The organism is Streptomyces sp. NPDC012466 (assembly GCF_042955215.1).
In the GTDB taxonomy this organism is placed as follows: Bacteria; Actinomycetota; Actinomycetes; order Streptomycetales; family Streptomycetaceae; genus Streptomyces.
The window spans coordinates 130,720-151,294 of record NZ_JBIBEQ010000011.1; the positions used below are offsets into that span (position 1 = coordinate 130,720).

The window sequence follows — 20,575 nt, forward strand, 5'->3', positions numbered from 1 at the left end:
TCCGGCGTCCGGCCCGCGATCAGCGGCGCCCCGCCGCCAGTCCCTCCATCAGCAGCGTCAGATACCGCCGGATGTGCCGGTCCTCCCCGTCCGCCCGTTCCGACGCCGTCGCCACCCCGTGCGCCAGCCGCAGCACATCGATCGGCTCGACGTCCCGCCGCAGCGTGCCCTCCTCCTGCGCCGCCCGCACCAGCCGCCCCGCCGCGGCCTTGACCGAGTCGCCGCAGGCCGTGTTCACGAGGGACCCGGAGTCCGTGACAGCCGGGCCCAGCAGCGCCTTCAGTCCCCGCATCCGGATCATCCCGGCGCCCAGTTCGTACAGCCACTCCCCCAGCGCCTCGCCCGGGGGCCGTTCGGCCGCGAGCACACCGGCCCGGGCCGCGATCGCCTCGACATGGTCCAGGTACGCGGCCTCCAGCAGCGCCCGCCGGGTCGGGAAGTGCCGGTACAGCGTGCCGGAGCCGACCCCGGCGCGCTTGGCGATGTCGTCGAGCGAGGCACCCTCCCCGTGCTCGGCGAACGCCTCCACAGCCACCCGCAGCAACCGCTCGTGGTTACGCCGGGCATCCGCCCGCATGGGCCTGACCTGCGCCACGCGACCACTCCTCACGAACCGGGGACTCTCTGCGCACCCTACCGAGACGGCGGGCCCCGGGCCCGGCCCCTCACTTCTTCGTCGGCGCACGGCCGAAGGCGTCGGCCGCACCCGGGATGATCAGCGTCCCCGGCGAACCGGCCCGGCCGGAATCAGGCGGAGTCGCGGACCACGAGTTCGGGCGTCACCCACGCGTCGGCGCCCCGCAGTGGCTCCTCACCCGCGCACAGCCGGGCCACCTGCTCCACGGCCAGCCGCCCCAGCTGCCGCTTGTCGATGTGCAGGGTGGTCAGGGCGGGTTCGACCAGCTCGCCCAGGGAGAGGCCGTCGAAGCCGAGCACGGCCAGGTCCCGCGGAACACTCCGTCCACGGCGGCGGGCGGCGCGCATCGCCCCGACGGCGATCAGGTCGTTGAAGCCGAAGACCGCGGTGATCCCGGGCCGCGCGGTCAGCAACCGGTCCATGCCGGCCTCGCCGCCCGCCACGCTGTGCTCGGGGCACATCACCACCCAGTCCTCGTCGACGGGCAGACCGAGCCGCCGCGCCTGCTCCAGGAAGGCCTGTCTGCGGGGGACGGGGCCGTGCGCACCGTCCAGCATGCCGATCCTGCGGTGCCCCGCGCGGAACAGATGGTTCAGGCCCTGTTCGACGCCGGTGGCGGCGTCGATGCCCACGGCCGCGAACCGGGTCTGCTGCGGTCCGCGCTCCAGCAGCACCAGCGGCACGCCCCCGAGGTGCCGGGCGAGCACGTCGTCCGGGTCCTTGAAGTAGCCCACGACCGCGTCCGCCTGGTGGGAGAGCACGTCGAGCGCCTCCCGCTCCCTGGCCTCGTCGATCCGGGAGTCCCACACGACGACCTGCCAGCCGCGCTGCTCGGCCGCCTCCAGCACCCCGGCGGCCACCTCGGGGAAGAACGGGTTGCGCAGGTCCGGGATGACCAGGCCGGCCGTCACCGCGCCTTTCTGGACGAGTCCGCGGGCGAACCGGCTCGGCCGGTAGTCCAGGAGTCGCGCCGCCTCCAGGACGCGCTCCTTGGTGCCGGGGTCGATCTCGCCCTTGTCGTTGACCGCCCTGGAGACCGTCTGGCGCGACACCCCGGCCAGGCGTGCGACGTCGTGGATCGTGGCCCGGCGCCGGACACCGTCGGGCCGTTCGGCACCCGGCTCCGCACGCTGATTGTCCGTCCGCACGCTCAGCACTGTATCCGGCGCGGCTGCCTGCCCGGCAGGGGCAGCCGGACGCACCCGCTCCGGCTGCGCGGCCGCACGGGCACCCGGCCCGGGACCGGCGGCGCCCCCGTCCGGCACGGACCCGAACCGGCACCGGCGATGGCGCCCCGGACGTCTTGCCGGAGGTCCGTCAGTCGCCCAGCTCGGTGAACAGCGTCAACTGGAGGGCGCCCGGCGCTTCGAGGCGGGAGTTCAGGGAGTTCCAGGGGGTGCGTGTCGGCTCGGCGACGACCTCCGCTCCGGCGGCGGCGAGTGTCGCCGTCGTGGCGACGGAGTCGTCCACCTGGAAGGCGACCCGGATGTGCCCGGCCACCCGCCGCCCCACCTCCACCTCGTCGATGAACGCGGCGTGGTTCGGGTCGGTCAGCTCCAGGGTGGCCCGCCCGGCGTCGAGGATCGTGACCCGCCCGTCCTCCGACGCGAACGCGGCCTGCTCGGTCAGACCGAGCACGTCCCGGTAGAAGTGCAGCGCGGCGTCGTAGTCGTCGGCGGTCACGACCAGGCGCAGTTCGCGAACGGCTGGCTCGTCGGACATGGCGGTTCCTCCAGGGCGTCGGATGACCGCGACAACCCGACGGCCCGCCGGATGATTCCCGTGCCCGCCCGGAGCGGCGGTCAGAACAGCGCGCTGTAGGCGTTCAGTGCCGGCTGGCCGCCCAGATGGGCGTAGAGGACCGTGGCGTCGCGACCGATCTCGCCCCTCGCCACCAGGTCGGTCATCCCGGCCATGGACTTGCCCTCGTACACGGGGTCGGTGACCATTCCCTCCGTCCGGGCCGCGAGCCGCATCGCCGCCAGGGTGGTCTCGTCGGGGACGCCGTAGACACCCGCGTGGTACCGCTCGTCGAGTTCGACGTCGGACTCGGTCAGCTCGCGCTTCAGGCCGATCAGCCGCCCGGTGCGGTGGGCGATGCGGGCGATCTGGGTGCGGGTGGCGGCCGGTTTCGCCGAGGCGTCGATGCCGAGCACGCGCCGGGGCCGCCCGCCCGCCTCCTCCAGCGCGGCGAACCCGGCGACCATGCCGGCCTGGGTCGATCCGGTCACCGAGCACACCACGACGGTGTCGAAGAAGACGCCCAGCTCCCGCTCCTGTTCGGCGACCTCGTAGGCCCACCCGGCGAAGCCGAGGCCGCCGAGCGGATGGTCGGAGGCACCGGCCGGGATGGCGTACGGCTTCCCGCCCGACTCCTCGACCTCCCTGAGCGCCTGCTCCCAGCTCTCCTTGAAGCCGATGCCGAACCCGGCCCTCACCAGCCGCACATCGGCCCCGGCGAGCCGGCTGATCAGGATGTTGCCGACCTTGTCGTACACCGCGTCGGGCCAGTCCACCCAACTCTCCTGCACGAGCACGCACGCGAGCCCGGCCCGGGCGGCGACGGCCGCGACCTGGCGGGTGTGGTTGGACTGCACCCCGCCGATCGACACGAGCGTGTCGCAGCCCTGGGCGAGCGCGTCGGCGACCAGGTACTCCAGTTTGCGGGTCTTGTTGCCGCCGTACGCCACGCCGGAGTTGCAGTCCTCGCGCTTGGCCCAGAGGGAGGCACCGCCGAGGTGCGCGGTGAGCCGTTCCAGGGGGTGTACGGGCGAGGGCCCGAAGAGCAGGGGGTAACGCTCGTACGAGGAAAGGGACATGGGTCCTCCCTGAGTGGGGGTCCGTCTCAGTCGGCGAGCTCTTCGAGCCCCCGCCAGATCTCCGCCGTGACGTGGACCGCCTCGGCCACGTCACCGGCCGTGCAGGCGTCGATCAGCCGCTCGTGCAGCCCGGCCGAGCGGCAGCTGCCGGCCTCGCCGAAGCGCCGTCGCTCCAGGCGGCGGATGAGCGGGGTGTAACGGGCGACGGTCGCGGCGGCCGCGCGGTTTCCGCTCACGCGGACGAGGACGTCGTGCAGTTCGTCGTCGGCACGCAGCGCCGCGTCGACGTCGCCGGCGCCCACGGCCGCGGCGAACCGTTCGTTGGCGGCGCGCATCGCGGCGATGTCCGCGGCACCCAGCCGGGGCACGGCGACCCGCGTCACGAGTTCGTGCAGGGCGCCGACCACGGCGGCCGCGTCCCGCACGTCGGCGGCCACCAGCGGGGTCACCCGGGTGTAGCTCTGCGGTTTGCTCTCCAGCAGCCCCTCGTCCACCAGGCGGGAGAACGCCTCCCGCACCGGCGCCCGGGACAGGCCGAGCAGCTCGGCGAGCTCGGCGTCCCGCACCACCGCGCCGGGCTCGATCTCCCCGGCCACGATGGCGTCCCGGATCGCCGCGTACGCCCGGTCCCTGAGCAGGGGGCGGGGCACGGGCCGGATGGCCTTCATGAACTGAAATGTTAGATGTCAGTTCATCGCTCCACAAGGTGCGCGCGCAGAACCGTGGCCCACACTCCCCACGTGGTGCGGGCCACGGTCTGTCAGGCCGCCCAGGGCCAGTCGGCGTCCCGGGAGGCCTCGATCAGGGGAACCATCCGGAAAGCCGCGTCCGAGAGCCCCCCGAACGTGTGCCGGTTGCCCTTCCCCGACGGGCCGTGACCCGCCCGGTATCCGGCGAGGTTCCAGGTGTAGACCGGTACGTCCGCCGGGATCTGCTCGGTCGGGTCGCCCCGGTGGTGGTGCGTGTACTGCTCGTCGGTGACGATCAGCACCCGGTCGTGCTTCTTGTAGTGCCGGCGCACGGCCTCCGTGGTGTCGGTGCCGCCCAGGTCGCCGAAGCGGTCGAGGATCCTCAGCACCGACTCCCCCGCGCGGAACGCCACGCGGTCGCTCGTCGAGCCGAACTGGACGAGGTCCGCGCGCTCCGCCCGCAGCGCCAGCGCCGTGCCGAAGATCGCCGCCGCGTCGGCGCGGGTGAGCTCCGAACGGTCGGACAGGCGCGACCAGAACATCGAACCCGAGCGGTCGACGAGCACGAGTGTCCGGCCGGGCAGCGCGGGCACGTTGGCCAGCGAGTGGCCGAGCGCCCGCTCCAGGGCGTACGACCAGCGCAGCGACGGCGCATGCTGGTACGCGGCGAGGTACCGGAAGGGGAACTGCCGCGAACGTGCGACCTCCGCCGGGTCGCTGATCCGCGCCGCGACCCGCTCGGCCACCTCGTCCGAGACACCGGCCTCGTCGAAGTTCCGCAGGTTCCGCACGAGCGCCATGGTGCCCATGGAGGGGATCACGGCCTCCCAGGCCGCCTTGTCCATCGGCCCCTGCAACCAGCCCGCCAGCGCCTCCCACGTCATCCCGGCCGCGGCCAGCCGCTGGGCACCGCCCTCGGAGGTCACGACCGCACGCCGCTCCTCGACGGGCAGCGCCGTCAGGTCGTGGTGGGCCGCCAGAACCTGGTCCGACGCGGGCGGTACGGCGGTGTCGGGGTGGTGGCGGCGGTCGAGGGCGTAGCGGAACAGCTCGCCCTGCCACGGCTTGTCCGGGTCCGGCGCCGCGTGCACGAGGTTGAGGATGTCACCGAAGCGGTAGCCCTTGGAGGCGGTGTCGTACTTCAGCAGTGCCTTGCCGTGGTAGAGCCTGCGCACGGCGTCGGCGATGCCGCGCTTGACCGGCTTCGGCACGTTGCGGCCGTACATGGCGGTCCAGTACGCGAGCAGTTCGCCGGGCTCGTCGGGCCGCTGCAGGACGGAGGCGACGACCTGCCGGTTGGAGGGGCCGTCGTCGGCGCCCGCGTCCAGGCGGGCCTTGACGTACTCGGCGGCGCCCACGAGCGAGGCCGTGCGCAGGTTGCCCGCGCCGCGCAGCCAGCCGAGCAGGCCGGCCGTCCACTCCGGGTCGGCGACGGCGAGCTTGCGCACGAGCTTCGCGAAGCGGTCGTCGCGGTCGTCGCCGGTCTCGTAGAAGGTCTGCTGGGTGACGAAGTGGGAGACGGCGAGCAGGAAGAGTTCGGAGCGGGCGTCCCGCTCGCGGCCGCGGCCGCCCTCGTAGGTGCGCAGCACACGCCCGGTGGACGTCACGCGCGAGACGGGACGCGCGCGGGCCGCCTTGGAATTGAATCGTGCCATGGTGAATTCCCCCGAATTCATTCGCGTTTCGGGGGAGACGCTGCATGCGGAAAAAGAGGTGGGTGCCCGAGAACAGAAGTCGGCGACGGACTTATTCAGATGCTCTACCCATTGAGCTACAGCGACCCGAAGTCGCTGACGGGACTCGAACCCGCAACCGTCCGATCCAGGAAGTAACCGTTGCCTTCGCACCGGGCACCCACCACATGCTGCGCCTCCCGAGATCAAGTCGGCGGCGGCGTCGGATTCTTTGGAAGAGAAGTAGCCGCTGCCATCGCACCGGGAGGTGCGTGACGTTGTGATCTCACTGTAGGAGGCGCGCGTCCGGAACTGCGAGCGAATTTATGACCGCTTCTGGCGCTTCCAGGGGCCGGTGATGGCGAGCATGATGCCGGGTGTCTGGATGTTGGCGTAGAGGGTCCGGCCGTCGGGCGAGAAGGTGACTCCGGTGAACTCGCTGTACTCCGGCTCCTCCTCGGTGCCGATGTTCAGCTCGTTGCGGGCGATCGGGTAGGTGCGGCCGCTGTCGGTGGCGCCGAACAGGTGCTGCACGCCCTCGCCGTCCTCGGCGATGACGAGGCCGCCGTACGGGGAGACGGTGATGTTGTCGGGGCCGTCGAACGCGCCGTCCTCGGACGGGTCGGGGTTGACTCCGAGCAGGACCTTCAGGGTCAGCGTGCGGCGCCTGGGGTCGTAGAACCAGACCTGGCCGTCGTGCTGTACAGGGCTCTCCGCACGGGCGTAGGAGGCGACGATGTAGGCCCCGCCGTCGCCCCACCACATGCCCTCCAGCTTGCGGGCGCGGGTGACCTGGTCGTCCTTGAACTGCTTGCGCACGGGGGTGGTGCGGGCGTCGCGGTCGGGGACGTCCACCCAGTCGACGCCGTAGACGGTGCCGGTCTTCGTGGCGCGGGAGAGGTCGTCGACGAACGTGCCGCCGGAGTCGAAGCACTTGGGCGCCTGGAGGACACCGGCGTCGTCGGCGAGCCCCCGGAACTTCCCGGGGCCGTACTCGAAGCCGCGGGGCGGGGTCCAGCGGAAGAAGAGGCCGTTGGGGCCCGCGGCGTCCTCGGTGAGGTAGGCGTGGCCGCGCTTGGGGTCGATGACGACGGCCTCGTGGTCGTAGCGGCCGAAGAACTTCAGCGGCTTGGGAGCGCGGTTGGCGCGCCGGTCGCAGGGGTCGACCTCGAAGACGTAGCCGTGGTCCTTGGTCATGCCGTTGACGCCGGCCTTGTCGGAGTTCTCCTCGCAGGTGAGCCAGGTGCCCCAGGGGGTGGCACCGCCGGCGCAGTTGGTGGAGGTGCCGGCGATGCCGACCCACTCGGCGACCCGTCCGTCGGGGCGCACCTCGACGACGGTGCAGCCGCCGGCCGCGGCCGGGTCGTAGACGAGGCCCTCGGTGAGCGGCACCGGGTACTTCCAGTTGGCGCGCGGCCCCTTCAGCTCGTGGTTGTTGACGAGCAGGGTGGTGCCGCGGGGGCCGTCGAAGGCGGCGGTGCCGTCGTGGTTGGACGGCGTGGACTCACCGGACTCCAGCTTGGTCTTGCCGCTGTGGGTGATGACCCGGTACGTGAAGCCGGCGGGCAGGGCGAGGATGCCCTTCGGGTCGGGGACGAGCGGCCCGTAGCCGACTCGGTGCCGCGCGTCCGCCGCCTCGTCCCCCGCGCTGTCGGTGTCGGTGGACGCGAGGGCGTTCGGCGCGGTGGCGAGGGCGCCGACACTGCCCGCCAGCGCGACACCGGCACCGGTGATCGCGGAGTTTCTGGCGAAGTCCCTGCGGGTGAGCGACATGGTGTCTCCTGTGACGGTGAGGATGCCGTGGAGGGTGGCGGACCTCGTTCGGCAACACCGTCCCGCTCACCTGTGAACGCGAGTTGAACGCCGCCCGAAGGGGCGCGGGCCTGTTCTCATATGCGGCTCCGCCACGTGGGCGCGACCAGCCCCAACGGCGCCGCACTCGCTGGGAACGCTCAGCCCCCGTGCTGCGACCGCGCCTTGAACGCGGCCTTCCGCGCTTCCTTCGCGACCTTCTTGTCGGGATGCAACCGCCCCATCGCCTCCAGCACATCGGCGGTCGCGGGGTGATCGACCCGCCACACCGCCGCGAAGAACCCACTGTGCTGCTGCGCGAGCCCCTCCACCAGCGCCCGCAGCTCCTCGGAGTTCCCCTCCGCGGCGAGCTGCGCGGCCACCGTGTCGATGGTCAGCCAGTACACCATCGCCTCGGACGGCGCGGGCACGTCCACCGCACCGTGCTCGGTCAGCCACACCCGTGCGAGCCCGCCCAGCTCGGCGTCGTCGAGCACCTCGCGCAAGGCGGGCTCGGCCGACGGCCCGACGAGCGACAGGGCCTGCTGACACCGCAGCCTCCGCAACGGTGCCCCGGCGTCCGAACCCCGGGCCGCCGCCAGCAACTCCCTTGCCGCGGCGAGCGGTTCCCGACGCTGAAGCCACTGCTCGGTCTCGGCCTGCGCGGCGCCGGGAGGGAACTTCGCCGTGCCGTCGAGCAGCGCGTCGGCCCCCTTGTCGGCGAGGTCCCCGACGGCCGGCGCGTCGAACCCGGCCTCCAGCAGCCGGGCGCGCATGCCGTACAGACCGAGCGGGGTGAGCCGGACCATGCCGTAGCGGGAGACGTCGGTGTCGTCGACGGGTGCCGCGGACTCCTCGTCGGCGTCGACCATGAGCGCCTCGTCGACGGGCTGGTACTCGACGAAACCCACCGGCTCCAGCATCCGGAACTGGTCGTCCAGCCGCATCATCGCGTCGGAGACCTGTTCCAGGACGTCGTTGGTGGGCTCGCCCATGTCACTGGGCACGATCACCGAGGCGGCCAGCGCCGGCAACGGCACCGGGGCGCCACCGGGGGCGTCCTCGCCGGCGGTCAGCAGATAGAGGTTGCCGAGCACGCCGTCGAGGAACTCGGACTCGGCCTCGGGGTCCCAGTCCAGGGCGGAGAGGTCGACCTCGCCGCCCTCGGCCAGAAGTCCGTCGAGGTCGGGCACGCTCGCGTCGGCGAGCACGGTCTCCAGGGCGGCGAGCCACACGGCGAGCACGTCCTGCGGCGAGCCACCGGTGAGCAGGGCCAGATCCTCACCGGCCGTCACGGTGCCCTCCTGCTCGTCGACGACCTCGACGAGCCCGGCGTCCACGGCGACCCGCCACGCCTCGCCGGCGTCGGCGGCGGCGTCGTCGCCGCTCAGCCCGAGTGCCTCGGCGGCTGCGGGCAACTGTTCGTCGACCAGTCCTCCCCCGGCGTCGACACGGGTGTCCGGCCCGGCCCAGCGGGCGAGCCGGACGGCCCGGGACAGCAACGGCGTGGACAGTGCGTCGCGCGCCAGCTCCGCTTCGGTGTGCAGCCGCACCGGCGGCAGGGGGGAGCTGTCTGACATCGGCTGTTCTCCTAGGGCGCCTTCATACGACTCAACCGCTCAGCCTAGACGGATTTCCACCCATGCCGCCCACTTCATCTTCCCGCCAGCCGCCGTACATGGCCGAAACCTTGACAAGTGACATGAACAGGCTGGAGATTGACGCGCGTAGAAGTCGGCGGACACTTGTTCACCGGGCCGGCCCCACCAGGTCCACCCGTCCCCTTCCTCTACGCGCGTCACCGCACCCGCCCCACAGGTAGCGACAGCCAGCCAACCCACACGTGTCCGCCCTCGTCCCGGCGCTCTGTCACGTCCCCGGAGGGAACCCCCGTTGCCGAGCAAGTCGTCCGCGCGTCTCGCCGCGCTCACCGTCGTCGCCGCGTGCTCCGCGGCATCCACGATCGTCCTCACCAGCCCCGCGCACGCGGAATCGGTCCGCGTCCACGACGTCCAGGGCAGCACCCGCACCTCCCCGTACGCCGGCAAGCAGGTCACGGACGTGGCCGGAATCGTCACCGGCATCCGGAGTTACGGCTCGTCCCGCGGCTTCTGGATCCAGGACCCGAACCCGGACGCCGACCCGGCGACCAGCGAGGGCGTCTTCGTCTTCACCGGCTCCGCGCCGAAGGGTGTCGCCGTCGGTGACTCCGTCACGGTCAGCGGCACGGTCTCGGAATTCGTCCCCGGCGGCGCGACCTCCGGCAACCAGTCGCTGACGGAGATCACCAAGCCGACGACCACGGTCGTCTCCAGCGGCAACGCCCTCCCCGCCGCCACGGCGATCACCTCGCGCTCGGTGCCCGCCGCCTACGCGCCGGCCGGTGACGCCGCCGCGAACGGCTCGGTCAACGCGCTCCCCCTCAAGCCCTCGACGTACGCCCTGGACTACTACGAGGCGCTGGAGGGCATGTCCGTCCGGGTCACCGACACGCGCGTCGTCGGCGCCACCGACCCGTACACCGAGCTCTGGGTGACGGTGAAGCCGCACGAGAACCGCAACCGCCACGGCGGCACGGTCTACGGCTCCTACGACGACCAGAACACGGGCCGCCTGCAGATCCAGTCCCTCGGACCGACGGCGGACTTCCCCAAGGCGAACGTGGGCGACACCCTCACGGGCAGCACCGCGGGCCCCCTGGACTACAACCAGTTCGGCGGCTACACCCTCGTCGCGAGCGAGCTGGGCACGCTGAAGAGCGCGGGCCTGGAGCGCGAGACGACCCGCGAGCAGCGCTCCTCCGAACTCGCCGTCGCCACCTACAACGTCGAGAACCTCGACCCGACCGACGACACGTTCGCCGCCCACGCCTCCGCGATCGTGAACAACCTGAAGTCGCCCGACATCGTGTCCCTGGAGGAGATCCAGGACAACAACGGCGCGAAGAACGACGGCACGGTCGCGGCCGACCAGACCCTGACCAAGCTGATCGACGCGATCGTCGCGGCCGGCGGCCCGACGTACGACTGGCGCTCGATCGACCCGGCCGACGGCACCGACGGCGGTGAGCCGGGCGGCAACATCCGCCAGGCGTTCCTGTTCAACCCGGAGCGGGTCTCCTTCACGGACCGCGCGGGCGGCGACGCCACGACGGCCACCGACGTGACGAAGATCCGCGGCAAGGCCCATCTGACGCTCAGCCCGGGCCGGATCGCCCCCGCCGACGAGGCCTGGAAGAGCAGCCGCAAGCCGCTGGCCGGCGAGTTCGTCTTCCGCGGCCGCACGGTCTTCGTGATCGCCAACCACTTCAACTCCAAGGGCGGTGACCAGGGTCTGACCGCCCAGTACCAGCCCCCGTCCCGCAGCTCCGAGACGCAGCGGCACCGGCAGGCCACCCTGGTGAACGCCTTCGTCAAGGACATCCTCGACACGCAGAAGAACGCGGACGTCATCGCGCTGGGCGACATCAACGACTTCGAGTTCTCGCGGACCGCGCAGCTCCTCGAGGGCCGCGGCGAACTGTGGTCGGCGATCAAGTCGCTGCCGCGCAGTGAGCGTTACTCCTACGTCTACCAGGGCAACAGCCAGGTCCTCGACCAGATCCTGATCAGCCCGTCGATCCGCCGCGACTGCGACTTCGAGTACGACAGCGTGCACGTCAACGCGGAGTTCAACGACCAGATCAGCGACCACGACCCGCAGGTCCTGCGCTTCCGCCCGTGACACCGGTGTGGGGGGGGGGGGGGGGGGGGGGGGGGGGGGGGGGGCCCCCCCCCCCCCCCCGGGCACACGACTACTTCGCCTCGGAGTCGCCGTCGGTCTTCTTCGGCTCTGCGTCCGTCTTCGCCTCGGCCGCGTCGTCGGCCGGCTCCTCGGCCGCGTCCTTCTTGCCGAGGTCGACAACCTTGTCGTCAGCGGGGGCGGCGGAGTCGCCGGTCCCGGTGAGGGAGGAGGCATCGTCCGGGACGATGTCGGCGTCGGACTTCAGGTCGTGCTCGACGCCGTGGACGATGCGGTTGTACTCGTCGTCGGTGAGGACGGCGCCGATGGCGTTCTTGGCGAAGAGGAGCTCGACGCCGGGACCGGCGTCGACGAGGACGGTGTCCTCATTGACCTCCTTGACCGTGGCGTACATGCCCCCGATGGTGCGAATACCGCTGCCGGGCTGCATCTGGTTCCGCATCTCGGCGGCCTGCTGCTGCTTCTTCTTGGCCGACCGGGTCATCAGGAACATGGCCCCGATGAGCACGATGAACGGGAGGAGGGTCAGGAGACTCACGGGTCGGTACTTCCTTCACACGACCGCGCTGTGAGCGGCCAGATGGTTGGGGGTGTGTACACCGCCGGCAAAGGCGGCATCGGCGGAGTCTAAGCGAGTCCGCGCGCATGGAACAACGCTCAGCATGGCACCGGGGTTCCTGCTCCGGCCACTGACCTCGCCGCCCTGGAGACGTAACGGCGCCGTCACGCCCCGAACAGGTCCTGTTGTCCGTTTCCGGCGGTCTGGGAGCGTGGCGGGGTGAGGCCGAGATGCGCCCATGCGGCGGGGGTGGCGACCCGGCCGCGCGGGGTGCGGGCCAGCAGTCCCTCGCGTACGAGGAAGGGCTCGGCGACCTCCTCCACGGTCTCACGTTCCTCCCCCACCGCGACAGCGAGCGTGGACAGACCGACCGGACCACCGCCGAACAGCTTGAGCAGAGCCTCCAGCACGCCCCGGTCGAGGCGGTCGAGGCCGCGCGCGTCCACCTCGTACACCGCGAGCGCGGCCGCCGCGATGTCCCTGGTGATCAGCCCGTCGGCCTTGACCTGCGCGTAGTCCCGGACGCGGCGCAGCAGACGGTTGGCGATGCGGGGCGTGCCGCGGGAGCGGCCGGCGATCTCGGCGGCGCCCTCCGGCTCGACCTCGACCTCCAGGAGGTTCGCCGAGCGGTGGATGACCCGCTCCAGTTCGGCCGGTTCGTAGAACTCCATGTGGGCGGTGAAGCCGAAGCGGTCGCGCAGCGGGGGCGGCAGCAGGCCGGCGCGGGTGGTGGCGCCGACCAGGGTGAAGGGGGGCAGCTCCAGGGGGATGGCCGTGGCACCGGGGCCCTTGCCGACGATGACGTCGACGCGGAAGTCCTCCATCGCCATGTAGAGCATCTCCTCGGCGGGCCGGGACATGCGGTGGATCTCGTCGAGGAAGAGGACCTCGCCCTCCTGGAGGGAGGAGAGGATCGCGGCGAGGTCGCCGGCGTGCTGGATGGCGGGGCCGGAGGTGATGCGGATGGGGGCGCCCATCTCGGCCGCGATGATCATCGACAGGGTGGTCTTGCCGAGGCCGGGGGCGCCGGAGAGCAGCACGTGGTCGGCGGTCGCGCCCCGCGCGCGTGCGGCGCGCAGGACGAGGTCGAGCTGTTCGCGGACCTTCTCCTGGCCGATGAACTCGTCCAGGTCCTTGGGGCGCAGGGCGGCCTCGACGGCCTGGTCCTCGCGGTCGGCGACGGAGTCCACCAGCCGCTCCGCGGCGGGCCCCGCGGCATCGGCGTCGGTCGTGTCGTCCCAGTTCATGGAGTGTGCCTCGGAATCTCGGTACGGGCTATCGGGCGCGGTTCAGGGTCTGCAGGGCCGCCTTCAGCAGCTGGCCCACCTGGGGCGTGCCCCCGGCGGCCTCGGCCTGCGGGGCCACGGCGGACACCGCCTCGTCGGCCTCCCGGGTGGCGTACCCGAGGCCGATCAGCGCCGCGTGCAGCTGGTCGCGCCAGCCGGTGCTGACCGCCGCACCCACGGCGGGGGCGCCGACGGGCGCGCCGAGCCGGTCCTTCAGCTCCAGGAGGAGCTTCTGCGCGCCCTTCTTGCCGATGCCGGGGACGGCGGTGAGGGCCTTCTCGTCGGCGGATGCGACGGCCCGGCGCAGCGCGTCCGGGCTGTGCACGGCGAGCATGGCCTGGGCCAGCCGGGGGCCGACACCGCTGGCCGTCTGGAGCAGCTCGAAGACCTGCCGCTCGTCGTCGTCCGCGAACCCGTAGAGGGTCAGGGAGTCCTCGCGCACGACGAGCGAGGTGTGCAGTTTGGCGGGCCGGCCCATGCGGAGCGTGGACAGCGTGTTGGGCGTGCACTGGACGGCCATGCCGACGCCGCCGACCTCGACGACCGCGGCGTCGGGGGCGAGCGCGGCGACCGTGCCGCTGACGAAGGCGATCATGCCGTCCGGCCTTTCGAGGTGTGCAGGGCTACGGCCTGCTGGAGTCGGTTCTGTGCGGGGGCGCGCCAGATGTGGCAGATGGCGAGCGCGAGGGCGTCGGCCGCGTCGGCGGGCTTGGGCGGTGCGCTGAGCCGCAGCAGGCGGGTGACCATCGCGCCCACCTGTGCCTTGTCGGCCCGGCCGCTGCCGGTGACGGCGGCCTTGACCTCGCTCGGGGTGTGCAGTGCGACCGGGATTCCCCGGCGGGCGGCACAGAGCATGGCGACGGCGCTGGCCTGGGCCGTGCCCATCACCGTACGGACGTTGTGCTGGCTGAAGACCCGCTCCACGGCGACGTATTCCGGCCGGTGCTCGTCGAGCCACTGCTCGATGCCCTGCTCGACGGCGACGAGGCGGTGGCCGAGGTCGGCGTCCGCGGGCGTGCGCACGACGCCGACGCCCAGCATCGTCAGCGGCCGGCCCGCGACCCCCTCGACGACGCCGACACCGCACCGCGTCAGTCCGGGGTCCACCCCGAGTACGCGCACCCGCCCCTCCTTCAATCGCCTGTTCGTGCAGGCTATCGGGTACCGCTGACAACGCGACGGGCCGACGGGTGTGTCCCGTCGGCCCGTTGAGCCCATCGAGCCCCGCAGCTCGCGGCGGCGTTACGCGTCGACCTTCTCCATGACCTCGTCGCTGACGTCGAAGTTGGCGAAGACGTTCTGCACGTCGTCGCTGTCCTCCAGCGCGTCGATCAGCTTGAAGATCTTCTTGGCGCCCTCCTCGTCCAGCTCGACCTGCATGGTCGGGACGAAGTTGGCGTCGGCGGAGTCGTAGTCGATGCCGGCGTCCTGGAGGGCGGTGCGGACCGCGACCAGGTCGGTTGCCTCGCTGAGGACCTCGAAGCTCTCGCCGAGGTCGTTGACCTCCTCGGCGCCCGCGTCGAGCACGGCGGTCAGCACGTCGTCCTCGGTCAGCTCGCCCTTGGGGACGATCACGACGCCCTTGCGGTTGAACAGGTACGACACCGAGCCCGGGTCGGCCATGGAGCCGCCGTTGCGGGTCATGGCGACGCGGACCTCGGAGGCGGCGCGGTTGCGGTTGTCGGTGAGGCACTCGATGAGCACCGCGACACCGTTCGGGCCGTAACCCTCGTACATGATCGTCTCGTAGTCGGCGCCGCCGGCCTCCAGGCCCGCTCCGCGCTTGACCGCCGAGTCGATGTTCTTGTTGGGGACCGACGACTTCTTCGCCTTCTGAATGGCGTCGTAGAGCGTCGGGTTGCCCTCGATGTCGGCGCCGCCCATTCGCGCCGCGACCTCGATGTTCTTGATCAGCTTCGCGAAGAGCTTGCCGCGCTTGGCGTCGATCACGGCCTTCTTGTGCTTCGTCGTAGCCCATTTAGAGTGGCCGGACATCTGCCTGTCTCCTTCGCGTAACCCATCTCAGCAACGAACGCAGGAATCCTACAAGGATCCGGCTGTCCGGTTCGCCCGCACCATGTCGACGAACAGGGCGTGGACGCGGTGGTCGCCGGTCAGTTCCGGGTGGAACGACGTGGCCAGCGCGGTCCCCTGGCGGACCGCGACGATGTGGCCGCCGTGCTCGGCGAGCACCTCGGCCCGGGCGCCGACGGATTCCACCCAGGGGGCGCGGATGAAGACGCCCTCCACCGGGTCACCCTCGATGCCCCGGAGGGCGACGGAGGCCTCGAAGGACTCGTTCTGCCGTCCGAAGGCGTTGCGGCGCACGATCATGTCGATGCCGCCGATGGTCTCCTGGCCCGAGCGCGGGTCGAGGATCTTGTCGGCGAGCATGATCATGCCGGCGCAGGTGCCGTAGACGGGCATGCCGTCCCGCACGCGCGCGCGGAGGGGTTCCATCAGGCCGAACAGGACGGCCAGCTTGGAGATGGTGGTCGACTCGCCGCCGGGGATGACGAGACCGTCCACCTCGGCGAGTTCCTCGGGGCGCCGCACCGGCCTGGCCACGGCGTCGGCCGCGGCCAGGGCGACGAGGTGCTCCCGAACGTCGCCCTGGAGGGCCAGGACGCCTATGACGGGGGTGTCGCTCATGGATTTTTGTGCCTTACCAGCCGCGGTTGGCGTAGCGCTCGGCCTCGGGGAGAGTGTCGCAGTTGATGCCGACCATGGCCTCGCCCAGGTTGCGGGAGGCGTCCGCGATGATCTTCGGGTCGTCGTAGAAGGTGGTGGCCTTCACGATGGCGGCGGCGCGCTTGGCCGGGTCGCCGGACTTGAAGATGCCGGAGCCGACGAAGACGCCCTCGGCGCCGAGCTGGCGCATCAGGGCGGCGTCGGCCGGGGTGGCGACACCGCCGGCGGAGAACAGCACCACGGGGAGCTTGCCGAGCTCGGAGACTTCCTTGACGAGCTCGTACGGGGCGCGCAGCTCCTTGGCGGCGGCATACAGCTCGTTGTTGTCGTAGCCGCGCAGGCGGGCGATCTCGTTCTTGATCTGGCGCAGGTGGCGGACGGCCTCGACGACGTTGCCGGTGCCGGCCTCGCCCTTGGAACGGATCATCGCGGCGCCCTCGGCGATGCGGCGCAGGGCCTCGCCCAGGTTGGTCGCGCCACAGACGAACGGCGTGGTGAAGGCCCACTTGTCGGAGTGGTTGACCTCGTCGGCCGGGGTGAGGACCTCGGACTCGTCGATGTAGTCGACGCCGAGGGACTGCAGGACCTGGGCCTCGACGAAGTGGCCGATGCGGGACTTGGCCATGACCGGGATCGAGACGGCGTCGATGATGCCCTCGATCATGTCCGGGTCGGACATGCGGGCCACGCCGCCGTCCTTGCGGATGTCGGCCGGGACCCGCTCCAGGGCCATGACGGCCACGGCGCCCGCGTCCTCGGCGATCTTCGCCTGCTCCGGCGTGACGACGTCCATGATCACGCCGCCCTTGAGCTGCTCGGCCATGCCGCGCTTCACTCGGGCGGTGCCGGTCTCGGGAGCCTGGTTTTCGGAGATGGACACGGGTGACCTCACTGAGGGGAAAGAGGATTTCTGCAGCACTGAGGAAACGCGAGAGAACCAGGCCACAGCAAGGGCCAATGGGAAGGCCGTGGACTCTTTTGCGACGGACGGCCGGAAAACGACCGTGAAGGGGGCTCAGGCGGCCCGGTCCACCAGGGCCACCGGAGGCTCGTCGTCCATCTCGAAGGCCAGGGGGAAGGGCGCGTGGCCGGCCAGGCGGAACCAGCGCACCTTGCGGTGGCGGCGCAGGGCCCGGGCGGCGCGTACGGCGTCGTTGTGGAAGCGCCGGGCCATCGGCACCCTGCGGACCGCCTCGGTGAGTTCCCGGGCCGCTTCCTCTCCGCCGGGCGCCTCGCGTACCGCCTCCACCTGCGGAGCCTCCCCGAAGACGGCCCGCAGCGCCTGGCTCAGGTCGCTCTCGGCCACCTCCCGCTGTTCCTCCTCGGCCTGCCGGGCGGCGTGCGCGGCCTCGTAGAGCACGATCGAGGCGGCCGGATCCAGGACCCCCGACGTCGCCAGTTCCTGTGCCACCGAGGCCCGGCGCAGCAACTGCGCGTCCAGGGCGGCCCGGGCGGCGTCGATCCGGGCGTGGAGACGGTCGAGCCGGCCCGCGGTCCAGCTCAGGTAGAGCCCGATCGCGACCAGGGCGACGGCGATCCAGATGAGAGTGGTGGTCACGGGCGGCAAGGCTAGCGGCACGACAGGCCCACCGGTTCACCCCGCCCCATCCGCCGTCCCGGGTGTGCCGGGCAGAAGGTGTGCGGGGTGGACGGTGTGCGGGGCGGACGGTGTGCGGGGCCCAAGCGGGCCGCCGTCTCCCGGGGTCAGTCCCGGGCGAACCCCAGTCGCGCCCACAGCCCGGTCGTGCGCTCGTCCTCGGCGACCGCCGCCGCACCGGCCGTCACCGTCTCGTAGACGGAAAGGATGTCCGCGCCGACGGTCGACCAGTCGAAGCGCCGTACGTGGGCACTCCCCCGCTCGCGCAGCTCCGCTCGTCGCTCCGGGTCCTCCAGGAGGCTCACGGCCGCGTCGGCCAGGGCGTCCGCGTCCTCGTTGGGGAACAGTTCACCGGCCGCTCCCCGGTCCAGGACCTGCGCGAAGGCGTCCAGGTCGGAGGCGAGGACGGGGGCTCCGGCGGACATGGCCTCGACGAGGATGATGCCGAAGCTCTCGCCGCCGGTGTTGGGCGCGACGTACAGGTCGACGCTGCGCAGGAAGCGGGCCTTGTCCTCGTCGCTGACCATGCCGAGGAACTCGACGCGGGAGCGCAGCTCCGGGGGCAGGGACTCCACGGCCTCCTCCTCGTCGCCGCGACCGGCCACCAGCAGCCGGACCCCGGGACGCGCGGCGAGGATCTTCGGCAGGGCCTTCATCAGCACGGGGAGTCCCTTGCGGGGCTCGTCGATGCGCCCTATGAAGCCGATGGTGCCGCCCGCCCGTCTCCCACCACCGCCCTCAACGGAGCTTCGCGCCTCGTCTGATTGCCACTCGGCCTTGGGCTCGGCCTTGGCGAAGAAGTCGACGTCGACGCCGTTCGGGATCACGACCGCGTCCCCGCCGAGGTGCTCGACCAGGGTGCGCCGGGCGTACTCGCTCACGGCGATCCGGGCGCTGATCTTCTCCAGCGCGGCCTGGAGGATCGAGTACGCGGCGATCATCGCGCGGGAGCGCGGGTTGGAGGTGTGGAACGTGGCCACGATCGGCCCCTGGGCGGCCCAGCAGGTCAGCAGGCCCAGCGAGGGCGAGGTCGGCTCGTGGATGTGGATCACGTCGAAGGCGCCGTCGTGCAGCCAGCGGCGCACCCGGGCGGCGCTCAGGAAGCCGAAGTTCAGCCGGGCCACCGAGCCGTTGTACGGCACCGGCACCGCGCGCCCGGCCGAGACCACGTACGGCGGCAGCGGGGTGTCGTCGTCGGCCGGGGCCAGGACGGACACCTCGTGGCCGAGGCGGAGGAAGTACTCGGCGAGGTCGCGGATGTGGAACTGGACGCCTCCCGGCACGTCCCAGGAGTACGGGCAGACGATGCCGATCCTCACGTGGATCCCTTCGCTGGATCGAGGTCCGCGAGCCACAGGCGCTGCAGCATGTGCCAGTCCTCCGGATGCTCGGCGATCCCGGCGGCGAAGGCGTCGGCCAGCGCCTGTGTCATGACGGACGACTTCTCTGCGCGCGTGCCCGACTCGGGAACCTCGACGGGCGGGTGGACGCGGCCTCGCATCACGGGCGAGTCGTCGTACCAGAGGGTGACGGGCAGCAGCAGGGCGCCGGTCTGCTGGGCGAGCAGGGCGGGTCCGGCCGGCATCCGGGCCGTGTCACCGAAGAAGTCCACCTCGACGCCGGAGGCCGACAGGTCGCGGTCGGCGACCAGGCAGACCAGGCCGCCGTCGCGCAGCCGCCGGGCCAGGGTGCCGAAGGCGGTGCCGCCGCTGTGCGGCAGGACCTCCATGCCGAGCCCCTCGCGATAGGCGACGAACCGGTCGTACAGCGTCTCCGGCTTCAGGCGCTCGGCGACCGTCGTGAAGGGGATGCCCAGCTTGGTGGTGGCCCAGGCGCCGGCGAGGTCCCAGTTGGCCAGGTGGGGCAGGGCGAGGATGACGCCCTTGCCCGCCGCCATGCCCTCCCGCAGGTAGTGCAGGTCCTTGACGTCGACGCCCGCCCCGATGCGCTCGGGGCTCCAGGCGGGGAGGCGGAACGACTCCATCCAGTAGCGCAGGTAGGAGCGCATGCCCGCGCGGGACAGCTCGGCGAGGCGCTCGGGGCTCGCGCCGGGCACCACGCGCGCGTAGTTCCTCTCCAGGCGCTGTACGCCCTTGCCGCGCTGCTTCCAGGCGAGGTCGGCGATGGTGTTGCCGAGCCGTACGGCGACCGGCTCGGGGAGCTTCTTGACCGTGCTCCAGCCGAGGCCGTACAGCGTGTCCGTCAGCCGGTCCTGAGTGCTCACGTGGCCGCCTCGCTCCCGTGAGAGGCGTTCCGCTGCTCGTCCTCATTGTCCTGGGAGCCCTGGGTGTCCTGGGTGTCCTGCGCAGCCGTCGCGGCCTCGGCCTCCGCGGACTCCCGGCGGACGGTGACGACCCGCTGGATCAGCGTGACGAGACTGCCCACGGCGACGATCCACAGGGCGACGGGCAGCAGGTACTGGATGCCCGGCACACCGAAGGCGTGCAGGCCCGCCAGCCCCGCGGCGACCAGCGAGATCACCAGCCGCTCGGCCCGCTCGACGAGCCCGTTGACCGCGACCGGCAGGCCGATCGACTCGCCCCGGGCCTTGGTGTAGGACACCACCTGGCCACTGGCCAGGCAGAAGATCGAGACGGCGCACAGGACGAGGTCGTCGCCCCCGCCGGCGTACCAGAGGATGAAACCGCCGAAGATCGCGCCGTCGGCGACCCGGTCGAGCGTGGAGTCCAGGAAGGCGCCCCACCGGCTGGAGCGGCCGAGCTGGCGGGCCATGTTGCCGTCGACGAGGTCGGAGAACACGAAGAGCGTGATCACGACCGTGCCCCAGAAGAACTCGCCCGTGGGGTAGAAGACCAGCGCTCCCGCGACCACGCCGGCGGTGCCGATGAGCGTGACGGTGTCGGGGCTGACGCCCCGGCGGATCAGAAACGCGGCGAACGGTGTGAGGACACGCGTGAAGAATGCACGCGCGTACTTGTTCAGCATGGCCTTCCCGAGGGTCGGTGTCGCCGCATGGCCCCTGCTGGCCACCGGCTGGCCCATCGTAGCCACGCGCGCGCGTGGGCGAGGGGCGGGCACCAGGACCCCTTGGGCGGAACCGGCGCGTCGCTGGTGGGAGGCGGGATCACGTC

The 20,575-nt window shown here is 71.8% G+C and carries 20 protein-coding genes; 1 reads left to right on the forward strand and 19 read right to left on the reverse strand.

Annotated features, from left to right (window positions below; all coding sequences use genetic code 11):
* Positions 1-19: 19 nt before the first annotated feature.
* From ACFY9E_RS33475 to ACFY9E_RS33510, 8 genes are all read right to left on the reverse strand, one after another.
* On the reverse strand, positions 20-595 hold the full coding sequence (locus tag ACFY9E_RS33475; RefSeq protein ID WP_390990549.1) for a TetR family transcriptional regulator: 576 nt from the start codon (positions 593-595) through the stop codon (positions 20-22).
* A gap of 152 nt (positions 596-747) precedes the next feature.
* The gene (locus ACFY9E_RS33480) at positions 748-1,785 is read right to left on the reverse strand and encodes a substrate-binding domain-containing protein (RefSeq protein ID WP_390990552.1); all 1,038 of its coding nucleotides are present in this window, start codon (positions 1,783-1,785) and stop codon (positions 748-750) included.
* A gap of 169 nt (positions 1,786-1,954) precedes the next feature.
* Positions 1,955-2,359 (reverse strand): VOC family protein, encoded by a 405-nt coding sequence (locus tag ACFY9E_RS33485; RefSeq protein WP_390990554.1) that lies wholly within the window; start codon positions 2,357-2,359, stop codon positions 1,955-1,957.
* 80 nt (positions 2,360-2,439) lie between these two features.
* Positions 2,440-3,456 carry a 1-aminocyclopropane-1-carboxylate deaminase gene (locus tag ACFY9E_RS33490; protein ID WP_390990557.1) on the reverse strand — a complete coding sequence of 339 codons (1,017 nt, stop codon included), beginning with the start codon at positions 3,454-3,456 and terminating at the stop codon, positions 2,440-2,442.
* 26 nt (positions 3,457-3,482) lie between these two features.
* Positions 3,483-4,124, reverse strand: coding sequence for an FCD domain-containing protein (locus tag ACFY9E_RS33495; RefSeq protein WP_390990560.1), 642 nt, complete (start codon positions 4,122-4,124; stop codon positions 3,483-3,485).
* A gap of 92 nt (positions 4,125-4,216) precedes the next feature.
* Positions 4,217-5,800 (reverse strand): TROVE domain-containing protein, encoded by a 1,584-nt coding sequence (locus ACFY9E_RS33500; protein WP_390990563.1) that lies wholly within the window; start codon positions 5,798-5,800, stop codon positions 4,217-4,219.
* 342 nt (positions 5,801-6,142) lie between these two features.
* Positions 6,143-7,591, reverse strand: a complete 1,449-nt coding sequence (locus ACFY9E_RS33505; RefSeq protein WP_390990565.1) for an alkaline phosphatase PhoX — start codon at positions 7,589-7,591, stop codon at positions 6,143-6,145.
* A gap of 179 nt (positions 7,592-7,770) precedes the next feature.
* On the reverse strand, positions 7,771-9,189 hold the full coding sequence (locus ACFY9E_RS33510; protein WP_390990567.1) for a hypothetical protein: 1,419 nt from the start codon (positions 9,187-9,189) through the stop codon (positions 7,771-7,773).
* Positions 9,190-9,502: 313 nt separating this feature from the next.
* Here ACFY9E_RS33510 and ACFY9E_RS33515 point away from each other — a divergent pair, with 313 nt between their 5' ends.
* Positions 9,503-11,332, forward strand: coding sequence for an endonuclease/exonuclease/phosphatase family protein (locus ACFY9E_RS33515; RefSeq protein WP_390990569.1), 1,830 nt, complete (start codon positions 9,503-9,505; stop codon positions 11,330-11,332).
* Between the two features lie 70 nt (positions 11,333-11,402).
* Here the strand turns inward: ACFY9E_RS33515 and yajC are convergent, their stop codons facing one another.
* The 11 genes from yajC to pgsA form a co-directional block, all read right to left on the reverse strand.
* Positions 11,403-11,888 carry a preprotein translocase subunit YajC gene (gene yajC, locus ACFY9E_RS33520; protein ID WP_390990572.1) on the reverse strand — a complete coding sequence of 162 codons (486 nt, stop codon included), beginning with the start codon at positions 11,886-11,888 and terminating at the stop codon, positions 11,403-11,405.
* A 185-nt stretch (positions 11,889-12,073) separates the two neighbouring features.
* Positions 12,074-13,156: a Holliday junction branch migration DNA helicase RuvB gene (ruvB, locus tag ACFY9E_RS33525; protein WP_390990575.1), complete on the reverse strand. Its 1,083-nt coding sequence runs from the start codon at positions 13,154-13,156 to the stop codon at positions 12,074-12,076.
* Between the two features lie 28 nt (positions 13,157-13,184).
* Complete coding sequence (gene ruvA / locus ACFY9E_RS33530; protein WP_390990577.1) at positions 13,185-13,790, reverse strand: Holliday junction branch migration protein RuvA; 606 nt, start codon at positions 13,788-13,790, stop codon at positions 13,185-13,187.
* A complete protein-coding gene (ruvC, locus tag ACFY9E_RS33535; RefSeq protein WP_248508203.1) occupies positions 13,787-14,317 on the reverse strand; it encodes a crossover junction endodeoxyribonuclease RuvC in 531 nt (176 codons plus the stop codon). Before ruvC ends, ruvA begins: the two co-directional genes overlap by 4 nt.
* 120 nt (positions 14,318-14,437) lie before the next feature.
* The gene (locus tag ACFY9E_RS33540; RefSeq protein WP_384168999.1) at positions 14,438-15,190 is read right to left on the reverse strand and encodes a YebC/PmpR family DNA-binding transcriptional regulator; all 753 of its coding nucleotides are present in this window, start codon (positions 15,188-15,190) and stop codon (positions 14,438-14,440) included.
* Positions 15,191-15,238: 48 nt separating this feature from the next.
* Positions 15,239-15,847, reverse strand: a complete 609-nt coding sequence (gene pdxT / locus ACFY9E_RS33545; RefSeq protein WP_390990580.1) for a pyridoxal 5'-phosphate synthase glutaminase subunit PdxT — start codon at positions 15,845-15,847, stop codon at positions 15,239-15,241.
* A gap of 13 nt (positions 15,848-15,860) precedes the next feature.
* Entirely contained in the window at positions 15,861-16,766 is a 906-nt protein-coding gene (pdxS, locus tag ACFY9E_RS33550; protein ID WP_126390171.1) for a pyridoxal 5'-phosphate synthase lyase subunit PdxS, read from the reverse strand.
* A gap of 135 nt (positions 16,767-16,901) precedes the next feature.
* Complete coding sequence (locus ACFY9E_RS33555) at positions 16,902-17,444, reverse strand: hypothetical protein (RefSeq protein ID WP_352118577.1); 543 nt, start codon at positions 17,442-17,444, stop codon at positions 16,902-16,904.
* 146 nt (positions 17,445-17,590) lie between these two features.
* Positions 17,591-18,802, reverse strand: a complete 1,212-nt coding sequence (locus ACFY9E_RS33560; protein WP_390990584.1) for a glycosyltransferase — start codon at positions 18,800-18,802, stop codon at positions 17,591-17,593.
* Entirely contained in the window at positions 18,799-19,707 is a 909-nt protein-coding gene (locus ACFY9E_RS33565) for a phosphatidylinositol mannoside acyltransferase (RefSeq protein ID WP_390990586.1), read from the reverse strand. Before ACFY9E_RS33565 ends, ACFY9E_RS33560 begins: the two co-directional genes overlap by 4 nt.
* Positions 19,704-20,486 carry a phosphatidylinositol phosphate synthase gene (gene pgsA, locus ACFY9E_RS33570; protein WP_390990588.1) on the reverse strand — a complete coding sequence of 261 codons (783 nt, stop codon included), beginning with the start codon at positions 20,484-20,486 and terminating at the stop codon, positions 19,704-19,706. Before pgsA ends, ACFY9E_RS33565 begins: the two co-directional genes overlap by 4 nt.
* Positions 20,487-20,575: the final 89 nt, after the last annotated feature.